Genomic DNA, 14,787 nt, shown 5'->3' with positions numbered 1-14,787 from the left:
CTTCCGCGCGGGCGGCACAGCCGCGTCGACGCCGGCCTCCAGATCGACAGCCGAGGGTGAGACACCTCGATGAACGTGTTCCTGTGGATCGTGCAGGCGCTTCTGGCCGCCTCGTTTGCTATGTCCGGCCTGGCGAAGCTCACCCGGCCGAAGGACAAGCTGGTCGGCACGTATCCGTGGATGGAGACGTTCTCCCAGGGGGCGGTGCGGCTCATCGGCGTGATGGAACTGCTCGGGGCGGCCGGGCTGATCGTGCCCGCTGCCACCGGGATCGCGCCCGTCCTGACGCCGATTGCCGCGGCCGGGCTGGCGGTGATGATGATCGTGGCGGCTGCCGTGCATGTCCGCCGCAAGGAGCCATCCGGGCTGCTGGTCACCGTCATCCTCTTCGCGCTCGCCGCGCTCGTCGCCTGGGGCCGGTTCGGCCCCTACGCCGGGTGACCGCCCTCGGCCGGCGTGGGCGTCCGGTGCTTGGAGCACCTCGCCCGGCACGACACCATCACGAAGGGAAAGAGAGACCATGAGCGGCAAGCTCGACATGACCGCGATGTACGTCGCGCACGACGCGCTGCGGCGGGAGCTGGAGCTCCTCGCCCGGACCGCGGCAAAGGCCGACGACGACCCCCGGCGCATCCTGGGCACCGCCGTCGGCTGGGAGCTGTTCAAGAAGGTCCTGCACGTGCACCACACCGCCGAGGACGACGCGCTCTGGCCGGCGATGCGCGAGGCCGCGGCCGGACGCCCCGACGACCTGGCCCTGCTGGCAGCCATGGAGGCCGAGCACGAGGCGATCGACCCGCTCATCGACGCGATCGACGCCGCGCTTGCCGACCGGGATTTCGGGCCGCAGCACCTGGGTGACCTCACCGACGCGCTCGTCGCCGGCCTGACCACGCACCTCAGGCACGAGGAGGATGAGGTGCTGCCGCTGGTCCAGGCGATCGTCACCGAGCCGCAGTGGCTGCACTTCGGCCAGGTCAACGCCCGCCTGGTCGGCCCGGACGCCTCACGGATCCTGCCCTGGATGCTGGACGGCGCGAGCGAGCAGGCCATCGCCACGATGCTGGCCCCACTACCAGAACCGGCGCGCAGGGCCTACCTGAACGAATGGCAGCCCGCCTACGCTGCCCTGGACCTCTGGGCCGCCGGAACGAGCGGCTGACAGACGGCCTCTTGCCCGCCCCAGGCGGACACCCACCCGAACACCCTATGAGCCCGAGGAGAGACCACATGTCGATCATCACCACGGCGGAACGCAACAAGGAGACGCTCCGCCGCTTCCACGACGCCGTCAGCACCGGCGACGAAGAGATCATCTCCAGGACGATCGACGAGGTCGTCCAACCGGACGTGCAGATTCGCACGTCGCTGCCGATCGAGACGACGGGGACGTCGGCGAATGAAGGAGGTGCTCGCGGTGCTGCGCCGGGCCTTCTCCGACCTCCACGTCGAGATCGAGGACGTGATCGCGGAAGGGGACAAGGTCGTCACCAGGAACACGGTCACCGGGACGCACCGGGGTGAGTACATGGGCGTGCCACCGACCGGCAAGTCCACCACGTACAAGGAGATCCTCATCGCCCGTTTCGCCGACGGACGGGTCGCCGAGACCTGGGCGGTCGTCGATGTCATGTCGCAGATGCGGCAGCTCGGCGTGTTCGCGGGACCGAACGCCTAGCGAAACGTTCACACCGATGCTCCATGCTCCGGCTCGATCGGCGAGTCCGTCGATCGGGCCGAGGTGAGTGAGCCAACTGCGAGCTGCTGGGCGTGCCGCATCCCGACCGCGCCGAGTTCCAGGATCGTTCCGCGCGACTGCTGGACACCTCCTTGTCGGCGGAGGAGCTTACCGCGGTGCGGCGAAAGGAGCGCGCCTACCTGGCCGGCCTGGTCGCCCGCGCGCAGGCCGACCCGGGCGAGGACATGCTGGGCATGCTGGTGCGTGAGCACGGCGACGATCTCAGCACCGACGAGCTCATCGGTGTCGCCGGGCAGTTGCTGCTGGCCGGACACGAGACCACCTCGAACATGCTCGGCCTGGGCACCCTGGCCCTGCTGCGGCACCCGGACCAGCTCGCGATGATCCGCGAGGACCCGGCGCGCATCGAGCCCGCGCGGTTCCCCGGCCTCGCCCTGGCAGACCCGTACGAGCAGGTGGACTTCCGGGTCTTCAGCGTCGTGTTCGGCCTGAACTCGCTACGGGTGACCTGGTGAGCTCACGGGTCATGGTGCGGCCAGGCCAAGGCGCCCGGACGTACGAGCCGGGATTCGTGCCCTCCGCAACCGGCGGACGGCGTTCTGTCCGGAAGGGAGGTGTGGCTGATGCGACGCGACCCCATCTGGAGCTGATGAGGTGATCCCGCGGTGGAGTGGTGGTGTCTGCGACACGGCAGGCGGGTCACCACCCACCGCGGGGAACCAGCGCCCGCCCGCGCGGGTTCCCGGAGCGTGGCAGTACCTGCCGCAGTGGGGGTTCGTCGAGGGTGGCGAGGACAGTCGAGTCGGACGGAACGCAATCGATGTACGCCAGGGTGCTCGCGATCGGCGAGTTTCGCGGTTTTTGGCTGGGCGGGCTGCTGTCGCGAGCGGGGTGACCAGCTCGCGCGCGTCGCGCTGGCTGGCCGACCGCTACCCGCGGCGCGAGGTCACGATCGCCTGCGATGTGACCAGGACCGTGCTCATCGGATGCGTCGCGCTACCCGGTCTCCCGCTGCCCGCGTTGTGCGCCTTGGTCTTCGCCTCGCAGCTGCTCGACTCGCCGAGCAGGGCGGCGCGCATCTCGCTGACGCCCGACGTGCTGCCCCGCGAGCTGTACCGGACCGGAGTGGCGGTCCACCAGCTCAGCGACCAGGTCGTGACGCTGCTCGGCTTCGCCGGTGGCGGCATCGTGGTGGCGCTGGCCGGCGCGGAGACGGCCATGCTCATCGACGCGGTCACGTTCGCCGCCGCCGCGCCTCTCACCCTGGCCACGGTGCGCCGGCGCCCGGCGTCCGCGGGAAGGGAGCCGGTCTCCCTCCTCGGCGGGCTGCGGCTGGTGGCCGGGCATCGCGCGTTGCGCAGCCTGCTCGGCCTGGCCATGTTGTCGGGGTTCCACGTCATCCCCGAGGCGATCGCGGTGCCGTACGCCGCCTCGTTAGGCCTGGGCACCGCGGAGGCCGGGCTCCTCATGGCCGCCTTGCCCGTGGGGAACGTCATCGGCGTGTTCGTGCTGTCCAGATTCCTGCCCGAATCGCGGCTGATGGCGCTGATGGCCCCGATGGCGGTGGCGGCCAGCGTGCCGCTAGTGGTGACCGCGGCCGATCCTGGCTACGTGCCCTTGCTGCTCCTGTGGACGATGTGCGGGGTGCTCACCGGCCACCACGTGGCGGCCAACGCGGAGTACGTGAGGATCGCGCCGCCGGAGAGCAGGGGACAGACGGTCGGCCTGGCCTCCTCTGGCATGGTCGCCGCCCAGGGGCTGGGCATCCTGGCCGGTGGCCTCCTCGTCGAAGTGGCCGGGCCGGAGTACGGCCTGGCGATCGCCGGCGCCGCCGGGCTGGCCGCGGGAGTGCCGGTACTGCTGGCCTGGAACAGGGCCGCTAGCTAGAGCGTCCCCCCGTCCACGTGATCACGATGCTCGCGCCGCTCGGGGCCGTCAGACAGCAGCCTCGTTGAGGCATCGCTGATTCACAGGCCACAGGCGTCAGAAGCAAGTAAAGGGGTGGGTGGTCTGCCGTCACATGGAACCCAACGGGTTCTGACTCTGACGCGAGCCGTCACGTTTCCAGCGTTTGCTCGCGTTCCGAACCGGCAATCGTTTCTATTCTGGCGTGCCGCCGCCCGGATCATGATCTCGTATCCGCACACGTCAGACCGTGCGATCGCGCGGGCGTCGGGACTCGGGGCCAAGGCCGTGGCCTCGGCTCCGCCCCATCCACGGGTTACTGGTCCAGCTTCGGATGGGTGAACTGGCGGCGAAGCTGGTCTTGGGTTGCGCGCGGGCGTTGTGCCAGCGGACTTAGGCACCGATCGCCGCGTTCTGCTCGTCGTGGGTGCGGTATCGGCGCTCAGGCCGTCCACTGCCCGCAGCAAACCGTCGCGGTCCAGCACATCGGCCACCACGGTCCTGGCTCCGGGAACCGACACATGGGCGTGGCGGGTGCTCAGCCCGGGCCGCCGCCTCCCGGTCCGGTCGATGTCGTAGCTGTCGCCGTCCGGATCCCGGTCTGTCAGCCTGTCCAGGATGCCCAGGCGCTCGGCGCCGAACAACGCGATGAACTATCCACCGGACCGCCGCGCGGCACTTCGCTCGACGATGACCGGCGTCCACCCGATCTGCCGCAGCCGCGCAACGCCGTAGCGATCCCACTGACGCCCAATCGGACCACCAGAGCCCGGCGGCCGGTGCTGTCCGTTGCGTCCATGATCTTCCCTCGTCGGAGGTGTATGTAGGAAGCCCCGGCCACCCACCCGGCCCCTGCCAAGGCGACCGAAGCTACCGGCCACCGGAAGCAAGGGAGCGGTCGCGGAAAGCAGGATGAGACCGCCTGCAGAGCGCGCGTCCCCTGCCCGACTTGAGCGCGAAACGCCGCCGCCATCCCGCTATTCCGATAGCAAGGCCGCCAGTTCGTTAGTTCGTCACTCCGCTATCCCCACTGTCCCGGCTGGTAGTCACCAGTGGCGGGCTGCTGGGTGATGACGTTCAGACGGTTCCAGGTGTTCATGAGGGCGATGTGGGACACCAGGGCGCCGAGCTGCGCCTCGTCGTAGTACTTGGCGGCGTTCACCCAGACCTCGTCGGGGACACCCCCGGCCGCGTCCGCGATGCGAGTGCCCTGCTCAGCCAGCTCCAGCGCGGCCCGCTCGGCCTCGGTGAAGACCGTCGCCTCCCGCCACCCCGCGACCAGGTTGAGCCGCACCGACGTTTCCCCCGCGTGCGCCGCGTCCTTGGTGTGCCACTCGATGCAGGCGGCACACCCGTTGATCTGGCTCACACGCAACGCCACCAACTCCTGCGTCACCGCAGGCAAAGCGGAGTCGTGCACGACCTTGCTCGCGGAGACGACGTACTTCGCCAGCTTGCTCATGACGGGGTTCTCGGAGGTGTTGAGTCGCGCTTCCATGATGATCCCCTCTGCCGTGTTCGCTGTCACCCCAGTGACGAACGAGCCCACCCCGAGGGGACACCAGCGCCCGAGATCCACACCTATTAGCCACTTGTCCCTGAAAGAGGCTGGCCGAATGCTCTCGGCCTCCTCCAGCCGCCCACCGGTAACCGCCACGTGGACGGCAGCGGCCGAAGCGGTGAAGCGGGCGTCCGCCGGTTCTAGGTGTGTGAGAGCGGCGGACTGGCTCAGCAAGGCATCCCGTACTGGCGGAGGTATCCACGTGGCGGTGACGGCCCCGACCAGCCCGTAGCGGAAGGCGAGCCCACGCCCGGTGACGTCGAGAATGCCCGCCGCCGTGGCTTCCTCGATGGCAGAGAGCAACGCGGCCGGTGTGGTGCCGAGCAACGACGCGGCCTGCTCGATCGGCAGCGGCCCGCCCAGCACGGCGACCGTCTCCATCAGGCTTCTGGCCTCCCCGCCCAGGGCATCGATCCAGCGTCGCACCACCGTTCGCAGCCGGGCGGGCAGATGGGCACGTGACATGGCACCACAGGACGCGTCGAGGCGCGTCAGTGAGCGGGCGACGCCACGGGCGGCCCGCGCCGACGGACCGCCCGCACGAGCTCGGGCCCGCGAGGTATCCTCGCCTCGGCCATGAGCAGGACCCGGACCGGTTTCGCGAACGGCTCGACCGCGCCGACGAGCAGCCGCCGCAGCTTCGGCAGCGGAGCCATCCCCCACAGCCGGACCATCAGCCAGAACGCGCTCTCCCCGCGATACAGCCACCATCCGCTCAGCACCGCGATCACAAGGTGAGCCACGGTCATGCCGGCGCCGGGTGTGCCCGCGTGCACGTGCTCGGCATACGCCACGGTGCCGGTGGCGCTCCTGGTGAACAGCTCGTGCAACAGGATCTGGGCCACCGCCGTCGCTGCGACGACGGCCTCGGGGCCACGCTCGCGTCCGCTGAGCACGAAGGCGAGGACGAAGGTCCCCAGCACGCCGAAGAGCAACGTCGGCACCGCGACCGGAGCGCCTCCGGCCAGGACATGGCCGCCCGCGGACATGACGACGCACACCGCGGCGAAGACGGCGGCGCGTGCAAGGCGCGAGACCCGTTCCACGGCGAACACGGCACTCATCCTTCCAGCCGGACGTCCCGGTGAGAAGTTCACCCTCCATCGAGCTTCCTTCTCTCCGGCCCGTATGGTCCCAGGTACGCGGCGGACCTGCTGAAGGTTCAGCGCTTCTCCCGCTGGCGGACGTTGCGTCAGACATCGACCCCCCTCCACATTCATCCGAACGGGACGCAAGTCGGCGCGCCGGCGGCCAATACGCCGCGTTCCTGGCGCAAGCGGCTGAGCTGGGCGAAGGTGAGCGGTGCGCGACCTCGAGGGCCTCCCGCATGGGAGGCGGCAGACGACCGAGCTCGTGCGGCAGTGCGGCGACGCGCTGAGCACCCGTGTTGACACCAAGCCAGCCTTCTGAACTGGTCAAATGCACAGCTGCCGGTGTTGCAGAGGCTGCGCCGACGGAAAGACCTGAAACGGGGCGATGTGCCACCGGCGTGGCCTATCCGATCGGAGCTTGGTCGATGCGTGACAGTTCACCGCATTTCCCCGTCCACCTGGACAGGAATCATCTGCCCGAGCCGGAGTGGGACTACCCCGGCGCGAAGATCGGCATGTACGCGACCGAGTCGACCCCCGATTTCCCGATGCCGCCCAAGGCTCCGGAAGGAGCGCCGAACATCCTGCTGATCCTGCTCGACGACGTGGGTTTCGGCTGGCCGAGCGTGAACGGCGGCTTGGTCCAGATGCCGACGGCCGAACGGCTGGCAGGCGACGGACTGTTCTACAACCAGTTCCACACCACAGCGCTGTGCTCCCCTTCACGCGCGGCGCTGCTGACAGGGCGCAATCACCACACCGTGGCCACCGGAGTCATCCAGGAGATGGCCACCGGATACCCGGGCTACAGCGGTATCATCCCGAAAGGCACCGCGACCCTCGCCGAGCTGCTCAAGCACGCCGGCTACACCTCGGCCTGGTTCGGCAAGAACCACAACGTGCCCGACAACCAGACCAGTCCGGCGGGCCCGTTCGACAACTGGCCGACGCATCAGGGCTTCGACTACTTCTACGGGTTCATCGGCGGTGAGACCGACCAGTTCTTCCCGTCGCTGTACCGGAACACCCAGCCGGTGGAGCCGCCGGCACGGCCGCAAGACGGTTACCAGCTCACGCACGATCTGGCGGACGAGTGCATCGGCTGGATCGGCAAGCAGAAGACGATCGCTCCCGGCCGCCCCTTTCTGGCCTACTTCTCCCCAGGCGCGGCGCATGCTCCGCACCAGCCGCCGCTGGACTGGCGCGGACGCAACCAGGGCCGCTTCGACATGGGTTGGGACGACTACCGCCGGATCGTGCACCGGAGCCAGCTGGAGCGCGGCATCATTCCGCCGGGCACCCGGCTCACCGAGCGGCCTGAGCAGATCCCGTCCTGGGACAGCCAGCACGCCGAGCATCGCCGGCTGTTCGCCCGTCAGGCGGAGAACTTCGCCGATTTCCTCGAACACACCGACCACGAGGTAGGCCGCGTCGTCGACGCGATCGAAGAGCTCGGCGAGCTGGCCAACACTCTCGTGATCTACATCATCGGCGACAACGGCTCCAGCGCCGAAGGATCACTCGTCGGCACCCCTAACGAGATTATGAGCCTCAACGGCCGCCAGCCCACGATCGACGAGGCCATCGGTTTCATGGACTCCTGGGGGCTGCCCGGCACCTCGCCGCACTACGCCGTCGGCTGGGCCCATGCCGGCGACACTCCCTTCCAATGGACCAAACAAGTGGCCTCGCACTTCGGCGGTACCCGCAACAGCATGATCGTGTCGTGGCCGGCGCGCATCCCCGACACCGGCAAGGTGCGCTCCCAGTTCCACCACGTCATCGACGTCACCCCGACGCTGCTCGAAATCGTCGGCATGACCCACCCCAAGGAAGTGAACGGCTACGTCCAGAAGCCGATCGAGGGAACCAGCTTCGCCTACACCTTCGACACCGCCCATGCCGACGCACCGAGCCGCCACACGCGGCAGTACTTCGAGATGCTGGGCAACCGGGCGATGTACGCCGACGGCTGGATCGCCTCCTGCCGCCACGGCCGCCTGCCCTGGGAGACTGCACCCTCCTCCCACGGCTGGGAAGAGGACGTGTGGGAGCTGTACAACCTCGCTGACGACTTCAGCCAGGCCGTCGACCTGGCCCGGCAGGAGCCGGAGCGCCTGCGGGCGCTGCAGGACATGTTCATGGCCGAAGCCGCCCGCTACAACGTCTTCCCCCTCGACGACCGCTTCGCCGAACGGCTCGACGTGACCCTGCGGCCCAGCCACTTCGCCGGCCGCAACCGCGTCACCTTTCACGAGGGCATGGTCCGCCTACCGGAAGGCAGCGGACCCAAGCTCGTCAGCGTCCCGCTCACCGTCACGGCCAAGGTCGACATCCCGGATCCCGGCGCCGAGGGCGTGATCTTCGCCGTCGGCGGCGACGCCGGCGGGTGGTCCCTGTTCGGCTGGCAGGGCCACGCCCGCTTCCACTACAACTTCTTCGGCCTGCGCCGCTACGACCTGCTCTCTCCCGACGCACTCACACCCGGCGGCCACACCATCGAGGTGACGATCACACCGCAGACCGCACGGCCGGGCGGCCCCGCGGACGTCACGATGTCCATCGACGGCACCCCCGCAGGAGTGAAGCATCTGCCCGAGCAGATCCCGCAGAGGTGCGGCGCCGAATGCATGGATGTCGGCATGGACTGCGTCTCACCCGTCTGCGACGACTACGCCGACAAGGGCCTGTTCCCCTTCACCGGCAAGATCCACGAGGTCACCTTCGACTTCCCGAACGTCACCCCACCGACCGGGCACGAACGGCTGGAACTGGCCACCCGGATGGACTGACCGGCCATCAGCACGATCGGTGATGTGCGATCCTTTGGTCAAGAGGTGAGTGAACTGCAGGTGGAGCGGCAGGGCGTCCGGATCAAGACGTGCATCAGGCGGTCTTGGGGGTGGCGCGCATGCTGATGTACACGCAGGGAGTGCCGTTGGACAGGGTGGTGAAGACGATGGGGATGTGATCCTCTCCGTGAGGGCCGCCGGAGGCGGCGAACACCGTACGGTCGATGGTTTGGGACACCGGCACCAGGCTCGACTCTATGGGCGGGGAGAGGTCCTTCATGTCGTCGACGAACTCGTAACGGATGCGCGGACCACCGTCGTCGGTCTGGAAGACGGTGGTGATGACGCCCTCGCGCTTGTACGTGCCCACCAGGTGTGTCATGTCCACCGTGGGCAGGGTCGCGGGCGGGGCGAAGGCGTCCGGCATGCGGGCCTCGGCCACTTCGGCTGCCAGTTCGCGGACCAGGTCGTCGTAGAGTCTGGTGAAGCTGCCGCCGTTGGCCAGCAGGACGACGGCGAAGCCCGCGTCCGGGATGACGCGCAGGTAGGAGTGCTGGGTGACGGCGCTGCCGTCGTGGCCGAAACCGAAGACGCCGTTCCAATCGTGCAGGGTCCAACCCAGGCCCCAGCCGTCGGCGGAGACGGTCCACTTGTCCGGGCTGTCGACCTGGCGGCACTGCATGGCCGCGACCGCGTCGGCGGACAGGACGCGGGTGCCATCAGCGGCGATGCCACCGTCGAGGTGCATCTTGGCAAAGCGCGCGACGTCGCCCGCCGAGACAATGACCCTGGCTCCCGGCGCGACGCCGCGTGGCATCAGGTCCCAGGCCGGTGCCGGTTCGGGGTCCTGGCCGGGCGCGCCCATGTGGCCCATCGCCGCGCGGAACCGCAGTGCCTCCTCCGGCAGCGTCATTGAGTGCTCGAGTCCGAGCGGGGTGAACAGCCGATCTTTGAGTGCCTGGTCCCAGGTCTGCCCGGTCAGTACTTCGATGATGCGGCCGAGGACGACGTAGCCGACGCCGCCGTAGGTGAACCCCGTTCCGGGCGGGACGTCCAGTGCCACGCTCCTGGCGGCTTCAACGTACTTCGCCAGGCAGTCATCCCCGCGGCCTGAGTCGTAGTAGAAATCAGTGGTCATCCCACCGGTGTGAGACAACAACTGCCGGACCGTGATCGTCTTGGTGGCCTCCGGGTCGGGTGTGGCGAACTCCGGCAGCACGCTCACCACCGTCGCGTCCAGATCTAGGTCGCCGGAATCGATCAGCTGCATCACGAGCGTAGCGGTGTAGATCTTGGCCAGCGAGCCAGCCAGGAACACCGAGTCGGTGGTCACCTCCACACCGGTGCCCCGGTGCAGCGCGCCGCTGGCCAACTCGTGCACAGTGCCGCCGGCCAGGACAGCCAGCGACGCCCCCGGCACGCGGTGCACGGCGCGCAACTCGTCGAGCCGGGCCTGCCAGCGGGCAGCGTCGAATGCAGGTGATGACATGAAGATTCCTCTCAGGGCCAGTGGCCGTACATCGTGCGGTCTCCGCACACCGTACGGCCCACGCACAGTGTTCGCAAGCCGTACACTGTGCCTTGGTCATCGTCATGAGGCGACAAGGAGGCGGCATGCCACCTGATGAGCAGTCATTCCCCTCGGTCTGGACCCGTCCGCATCCGCAGCGGCGCGAGCAGCCGGCGCTGAACCGGGAGCAGATCGTGGCCGCGGCACTCGAACTGCTGGACGCCGAGGGCATCGACGCGCTCAGCATGCGCAAACTCGGCACCCGCTTGAACGCCGGAGCCACCTCGATGTACACGCACGTGGCCAACAAGGACGAACTGATCGAACTGGTCGTCGACGAGGTCTACGGCGAGATCGAAGCACCGGCCACCAACGATCCGGAGGGGTGGCGAGCGGCCATCACCGGCTGCGCCCACAGCATGCGCGCGACACTCCTGCGCCACCCGTGGATCGTCTCCGTGCTCGGCGAAGCCGGCCTGGCCTATCTGGGGCCGAACATGTCGCGACTGCAGGAGGCCATGCTCGCCGTGTTCGAAGAAGGCAGCTTCACCCTGCAAGCGGCCAACCAGGCCACGAACACCCTCATGGCCTACATCATCGGGATCTCGACCAGCGAAGCCGCCTGGCTGACCACCCTCGCCCGCAGCGGCCGAAGCGAACAGGAATGGGCCGACCGGCTATGGCCCACCGCGCTGCAGGCCGTAGAGGCATATCCACGACTGCGAAGCCTGTACGCCGTGCAACGCGCCCAGAGCCTGAGTGACGCCCGCGACGACGACTTCGACATCGGGCTCGAATGCGTCCTGAACGGCGTGGTCGCTCGCCTCGCCCATCACGCGGCCCCCTAACGAGGGAGGCAACACCTTGACCGGCGCCTCCATCGCCATCATGCCAGCCTGGTCTCGTCGCTCACGCCGACGCGGCAGCGACGATCGCGCACAACAGCCCGAGCATGTCACCACGGTGCAAGATCGTGATGGCGCGCATCCGATCCTGGCCCCGCTGCTGCAGCTGGAGCAATGATCGAAACCGGTGGATCAGCCGGGAAGCCTGCCGAGCCGGATCGCGCGGTCGGCGGGCGATCTGGTCGGCAGCGTCGCGCGGGCCGGGCTCGCCGGCGGCCTGCGGCGGTGCCGGTGCTGAGCCGGGCACGTCAGGCTGGTCTCCCCCAGTTTGGCCGCATGACCGTCAGCAGCGTGACCAGGGTGTCGCGCACCAGGTCGGCGTGGCCATCGTCGGTCAGGTCGGCCCTCCCTCCCCGCTACGAGACGGCCCTGCCTGTTCTCGAGACGTCAAGCCGACGCTCGGACTCCTGTCCGGTGTACTGAGCGGTCCAGGTCTCGTGTGGCCAGGAACAGAAGTATCGCCCACACGGCGCAGTAGCCGCCGGAGATCGCTCCTCCCCGGTCAGTGAACAGGCCGGTGCCCAGCATGCCGATGCCGCCCACCCGGTAGCTGGCAGGCGACACACCTTGACTGCCAACCTGCCGCTGCGCCCGGCCCGCGAGCCTCCCCCCTACAGGGGATCCCGCTCCCCGCGGGGAGGGACCTCCCGCCAGTGCGGCGGCGCAATCTTCTGCGAACGGATCAACTACTCCGCCCTCGTCGCCTCGGAGCCAGTGCGCGGGACGATCCGGCGGAAGAGGGCAAGAAACCTCCCCGCCGTGTCCATGCCGCCGTCGACACGGAGGTCACCACCGACCACCGCTTCTTCGGGAGAACGCACGCCTCTGAGCAGCGAGGCGAGGGTGGCCGTGTCGGTATCGAGGGTGACGTCGGGGTGCTCAAGCGTGCCACGGGCGATGGCGATCTCGCCGCCGGTGACCACGACGCGAAACTCGTCCCCGCCAAGCCGTACCGCTGCCCTGATCTCGACATCGCCGGACTGCCCGGGATCGAACAACGCTTTCAACGACAGAATGAGCGAGTCGACGCCGATCGGGGCGTCGAGCGGCAGCGAGGAAGAACCTCCTGCCCAACGCCCGAGCCCGGTCACCACCGGCTCGAGCCCCATCCCCCACTCGGTCAGTTCGTAGACGGGAACGCCCGCCGGCGGGGGCAGCTGGCGGTGCCGGACGACACCGCTTTCCTGGAGCTGGCGGAGCCGCTGGGACAGCATGTCCGGGCTGGCGCCGGGCAGCCCGGCTCGCAGGTGGGTGAATCGCTTGGGGCCGAGCAGCAACTCGCGCACGATCAGCAGGCTCCAGCGCTCGCCGACCAGGTCGAGCCCGTGCGCCACCGCGCACCCGTCATCGTATTTGCGCCTCCCTACCATGCCGTCGATCCTACCGCGCCGATTCAACAGTCCACGCGCTAGGTTGTTTTTTCCAATCATCTAGTTCTATTGTTCAACCACGGACCTTCCGACCGCGGGAGGTACTCAACCGGGAAAGGTGGCCACCGTGCCCCTGATCTTTATCGAAGGCCCACAAGGGATCCTGCCCGACGCCAAGCGTGAGCTGATGCGAGAAGTCACCGAGGCGCTCTCCGACACGTACCACGTTCCTGACGTGCGAATCTTCGTGCGTGAGCACCCTGGCGCGAACGTCGCCCAGGATGGTCTCTCGGAGGCCGAGGACATCCGGCCGGTCTGTTTCCTGGAGGTGCCGGAACTCCGTGATCTCGATGCGAGGAGAGTGCTGGTCAAGAGGATCCAGGACGCAGTGGCTGCGGCCTATCAGGGCATCGCCAACACGGACGAGCTTCTCGTCATGATCAACCACTACCCGCTGGAGAACGTGGGATTCCACGGCCGCCTCCAGGCCGACGACCCCCAGATCGTCGGGCTGATGGAGCGGTTGAACCGTTAAGAACGGACGGCGGGACCGATCGACTGGTCCCGCCGTCCCGTCCGACGGCGAGCGCTCCTCCATGCAAAGGGCGGGGGCCCGTCACACTCCCTCGTGAGCAGGCGTTCGTGCATGCCGCCGCGACCGAGATGCCGCGCGGGCTGGACCTGGAGCGCGGCGCTGCACCATTCAACGACGCGCGGACGGCACGGTGCGTTACCTGATCATCGGCCGGCGCTTCAAGGGCGTCACGGACGAGGACGGCAACACGATCCCGGGCGGCGAGCGACGGGGATGAGGTCGTGTTACTAGGCGTTCTTGCGATTTCGCTAGGCCTCATGCTGCCGACCTGCACTCTCACCCTCCATCGTGCCCCAGAAACCCCGATGAGCCGCGGAACGCGAGTGAGAGACAACTCGCGAATGGGCTCCTACGCGGAGGTGCGGACCCTGGTACCCCATCGACGCCTCAAGTTCCGCTAAGGGGGGTTTGCTTGGCTGAGAGTCGTGCCATGTGGAGGTCGCTGAACCGGCTCACACAGCAGGGCTGCACACGTGGTCGACTCGGGCGTCGAAGGCTGGATCTCTGACATCCACGCGTGGCCGCCTGCGAGCACGTCCCGGCCGAGCGGAGTCAGACTATGGAGCCACGTATCTGCCGTTCCGGGTCGAGGTCACCAGGCCGCAGTTGCGCAGGATTGCCGTGTGCTCGCTGGTCGAGGAGAGGGACATTCCGGTGCGGGCGGCCAGTTGGGTGGCGCCGGTCGGGACGGTGAAAGCCCTTAGCAGAGCGGTTCGCGGTCCACCGATGAGCGCGGTCAGGTGCCGGTCGGTGCCGCTGTTGTGGTCATTCGGTTGCATCCAGTGCTGCGGCGGATCTATGGGATAGACAAGGATCGGGTCGAGTTCGACGTTGGCCAGGGTCACCGGGGCGCCTCGGCAGAAAAACGAAGGTGGACCGCCCCGGCGAAGTTGGAGGCTACTTCGCTTGGTTTTCGGTCGATACGGGCGCGTTGCCGTGTGACCGGTAGAACGCTTCCTCGTACTCGCGCGGGGGAACGTTCCCGCAGAAAAAATGTACCCTTTCCATGTTGTACCACGCCACCCATTCCATGGTGGCGATCGTCACATCCATGACATTCTTCCAGCCGCCATGGAAATCGATGAGTTCCTTCTTGTAGAGACTGTTGAGCGATTCCGCGGCGGCATTATCGTAGGGGTCGCCTTTGCTGCCCACCGAACGGTCCGCGCCGATCTGATCTAGACGCTCGGCGTAGCGAATAGACGTGTATTGCTCGCTCCACGTCCCGGCGAATGGGGGCTCTCGGAAGTTAAGCGGGAATGGCACGGTTTCGGCTCTCTCGTGTGGTTGCGCAGCGTGACCGGAGGCGTTGGTTGGCCGGGTTGCGGAAGCCGTATGCGCAGCGGGCTTCGAGTTTGA

The 14,787-nt window shown here is 68.1% G+C and carries 14 protein-coding genes and 1 pseudogene; 8 read left to right on the top strand and 7 right to left on the bottom strand.

Translation table 11 applies throughout. The features are described from left to right. Positions 1 to 69 precede the first annotated feature (69 nt). The 5 genes and pseudogenes from ABGB01_RS26065 to ABGB01_RS26045 all read left to right on the top strand — a co-directional run bounded on the left by ABGB01_RS26065 (position 70) and on the right by ABGB01_RS26045 (position 3,586). Positions 70 to 441, top strand: a complete 372-nt coding sequence (locus tag ABGB01_RS26065) for a DoxX family protein (RefSeq protein WP_347776169.1) — start codon at positions 70 to 72, stop codon at positions 439 to 441. 79 nt (positions 442 to 520) lie between these two features. Beyond that, on the top strand, positions 521 to 1,162 hold the full coding sequence (locus tag ABGB01_RS26060) for a hemerythrin domain-containing protein (protein WP_347776168.1): 642 nt from the start codon (positions 521 to 523) through the stop codon (positions 1,160 to 1,162). A 225-nt stretch (positions 1,163 to 1,387) separates the two neighbouring features. After that, positions 1,388 to 1,678: pseudogene (locus ABGB01_RS26055) on the top strand (ester cyclase); the annotation flags it as partial. Positions 1,679 to 1,770: 92 nt separating this feature from the next. Then, positions 1,771 to 2,214 carry a cytochrome P450 gene (locus ABGB01_RS26050; RefSeq protein WP_347776167.1) on the top strand — a complete coding sequence of 148 codons (444 nt, stop codon included), beginning with the start codon at positions 1,771 to 1,773 and terminating at the stop codon, positions 2,212 to 2,214. 376 nt (positions 2,215 to 2,590) lie between these two features. Beyond that, the gene (locus ABGB01_RS26045) at positions 2,591 to 3,586 is read left to right on the top strand and encodes an MFS transporter (protein WP_347776166.1); all 996 of its coding nucleotides are present in this window, start codon (positions 2,591 to 2,593) and stop codon (positions 3,584 to 3,586) included. A gap of 1,039 nt (positions 3,587 to 4,625) precedes the next feature. On the opposite strand, the gene ABGB01_RS26040 is transcribed toward ABGB01_RS26045, so the two are convergent. Both ABGB01_RS26040 and ABGB01_RS26035 read right to left on the bottom strand, forming a co-directional pair. Next, a complete protein-coding gene (locus ABGB01_RS26040) occupies positions 4,626 to 5,594 on the bottom strand; it encodes a carboxymuconolactone decarboxylase family protein (RefSeq protein WP_347776165.1) in 969 nt (322 codons plus the stop codon). Between the two features lie 62 nt (positions 5,595 to 5,656). Next, the gene (locus tag ABGB01_RS26035; RefSeq protein ID WP_347776164.1) at positions 5,657 to 6,220 is read right to left on the bottom strand and encodes an MFS transporter; all 564 of its coding nucleotides are present in this window, start codon (positions 6,218 to 6,220) and stop codon (positions 5,657 to 5,659) included. A 461-nt stretch (positions 6,221 to 6,681) separates the two neighbouring features. Between ABGB01_RS26035 and ABGB01_RS26030 the strand changes: the two genes are divergently transcribed. Continuing rightward, positions 6,682 to 9,048, top strand: coding sequence for an arylsulfatase (locus ABGB01_RS26030; protein WP_347776163.1), 2,367 nt, complete (start codon positions 6,682 to 6,684; stop codon positions 9,046 to 9,048). 94 nt (positions 9,049 to 9,142) lie between these two features. Here the strand turns inward: ABGB01_RS26030 and ABGB01_RS26025 are convergent, their stop codons facing one another. After that, the gene (locus ABGB01_RS26025; RefSeq protein WP_347776162.1) at positions 9,143 to 10,537 is read right to left on the bottom strand and encodes a serine hydrolase domain-containing protein; all 1,395 of its coding nucleotides are present in this window, start codon (positions 10,535 to 10,537) and stop codon (positions 9,143 to 9,145) included. A gap of 125 nt (positions 10,538 to 10,662) precedes the next feature. Between ABGB01_RS26025 and ABGB01_RS26020 the strand changes: the two genes are divergently transcribed. Beyond that, positions 10,663 to 11,406, top strand: coding sequence for a TetR/AcrR family transcriptional regulator (locus ABGB01_RS26020; protein WP_347776160.1), 744 nt, complete (start codon positions 10,663 to 10,665; stop codon positions 11,404 to 11,406). A 61-nt stretch (positions 11,407 to 11,467) separates the two neighbouring features. Here the strand turns inward: ABGB01_RS26020 and ABGB01_RS26015 are convergent, their stop codons facing one another. Continuing rightward, positions 11,468 to 11,710, bottom strand: coding sequence for a hypothetical protein (locus ABGB01_RS26015; RefSeq protein ID WP_347776159.1), 243 nt, complete (start codon positions 11,708 to 11,710; stop codon positions 11,468 to 11,470). A 439-nt stretch (positions 11,711 to 12,149) separates the two neighbouring features. Then, positions 12,150 to 12,833, bottom strand: coding sequence for a winged helix-turn-helix transcriptional regulator (locus ABGB01_RS26010; protein ID WP_347776158.1), 684 nt, complete (start codon positions 12,831 to 12,833; stop codon positions 12,150 to 12,152). 118 nt (positions 12,834 to 12,951) lie between these two features. Here ABGB01_RS26010 and ABGB01_RS26005 point away from each other — a divergent pair, with 118 nt between their 5' ends. After that, a complete protein-coding gene (locus ABGB01_RS26005) occupies positions 12,952 to 13,368 on the top strand; it encodes a tautomerase family protein (protein WP_347776157.1) in 417 nt (138 codons plus the stop codon). 617 nt (positions 13,369 to 13,985) lie between these two features. Here ABGB01_RS26005 and ABGB01_RS26000 read toward each other — a convergent pair. Both ABGB01_RS26000 and ABGB01_RS25995 read right to left on the bottom strand, forming a co-directional pair. Then, a complete protein-coding gene (locus ABGB01_RS26000) occupies positions 13,986 to 14,273 on the bottom strand; it encodes a helix-turn-helix domain-containing protein (RefSeq protein ID WP_347776156.1) in 288 nt (95 codons plus the stop codon). Between the two features lie 52 nt (positions 14,274 to 14,325). Beyond that, positions 14,326 to 14,583: an integrase core domain-containing protein gene (locus ABGB01_RS25995; RefSeq protein WP_347776355.1), complete on the bottom strand. Its 258-nt coding sequence runs from the start codon at positions 14,581 to 14,583 to the stop codon at positions 14,326 to 14,328. Positions 14,584 to 14,787: the final 204 nt, after the last annotated feature.

The organism is Nonomuraea sp. B5E05 (genome assembly GCF_039880665.1).
Classification (GTDB): domain Bacteria; phylum Actinomycetota; class Actinomycetes; order Streptosporangiales; family Streptosporangiaceae; genus Nonomuraea.
The sequence above is the reverse complement of the archived record's forward strand: the minus strand, read 5'-3'. Positions and strand labels throughout refer to the sequence as shown.

Coding starts and splice junctions, on each gene's coding strand:
- ABGB01_RS26065 (WP_347776169.1), top strand. CDS start 70: ATGAACGTGTTCCTGTGGATCGTGCAGGCGCTTCTGGCCGCCTCGTTT.
- ABGB01_RS26060 (WP_347776168.1), top strand. CDS start 521: ATGAGCGGCAAGCTCGACATGACCGCGATGTACGTCGCGCACGACGCG.
- ABGB01_RS26030 (WP_347776163.1), top strand. CDS start 6,682: ATGCGTGACAGTTCACCGCATTTCCCCGTCCACCTGGACAGGAATCAT.
- ABGB01_RS26025 (WP_347776162.1), bottom strand. CDS start 10,537: ATGTCATCACCTGCATTCGACGCTGCCCGCTGGCAGGCCCGGCTCGAC.
- ABGB01_RS26020 (WP_347776160.1), top strand. CDS start 10,663: ATGCCACCTGATGAGCAGTCATTCCCCTCGGTCTGGACCCGTCCGCAT.
- ABGB01_RS26010 (WP_347776158.1), bottom strand. CDS start 12,833: ATGGTAGGGAGGCGCAAATACGATGACGGGTGCGCGGTGGCGCACGGG.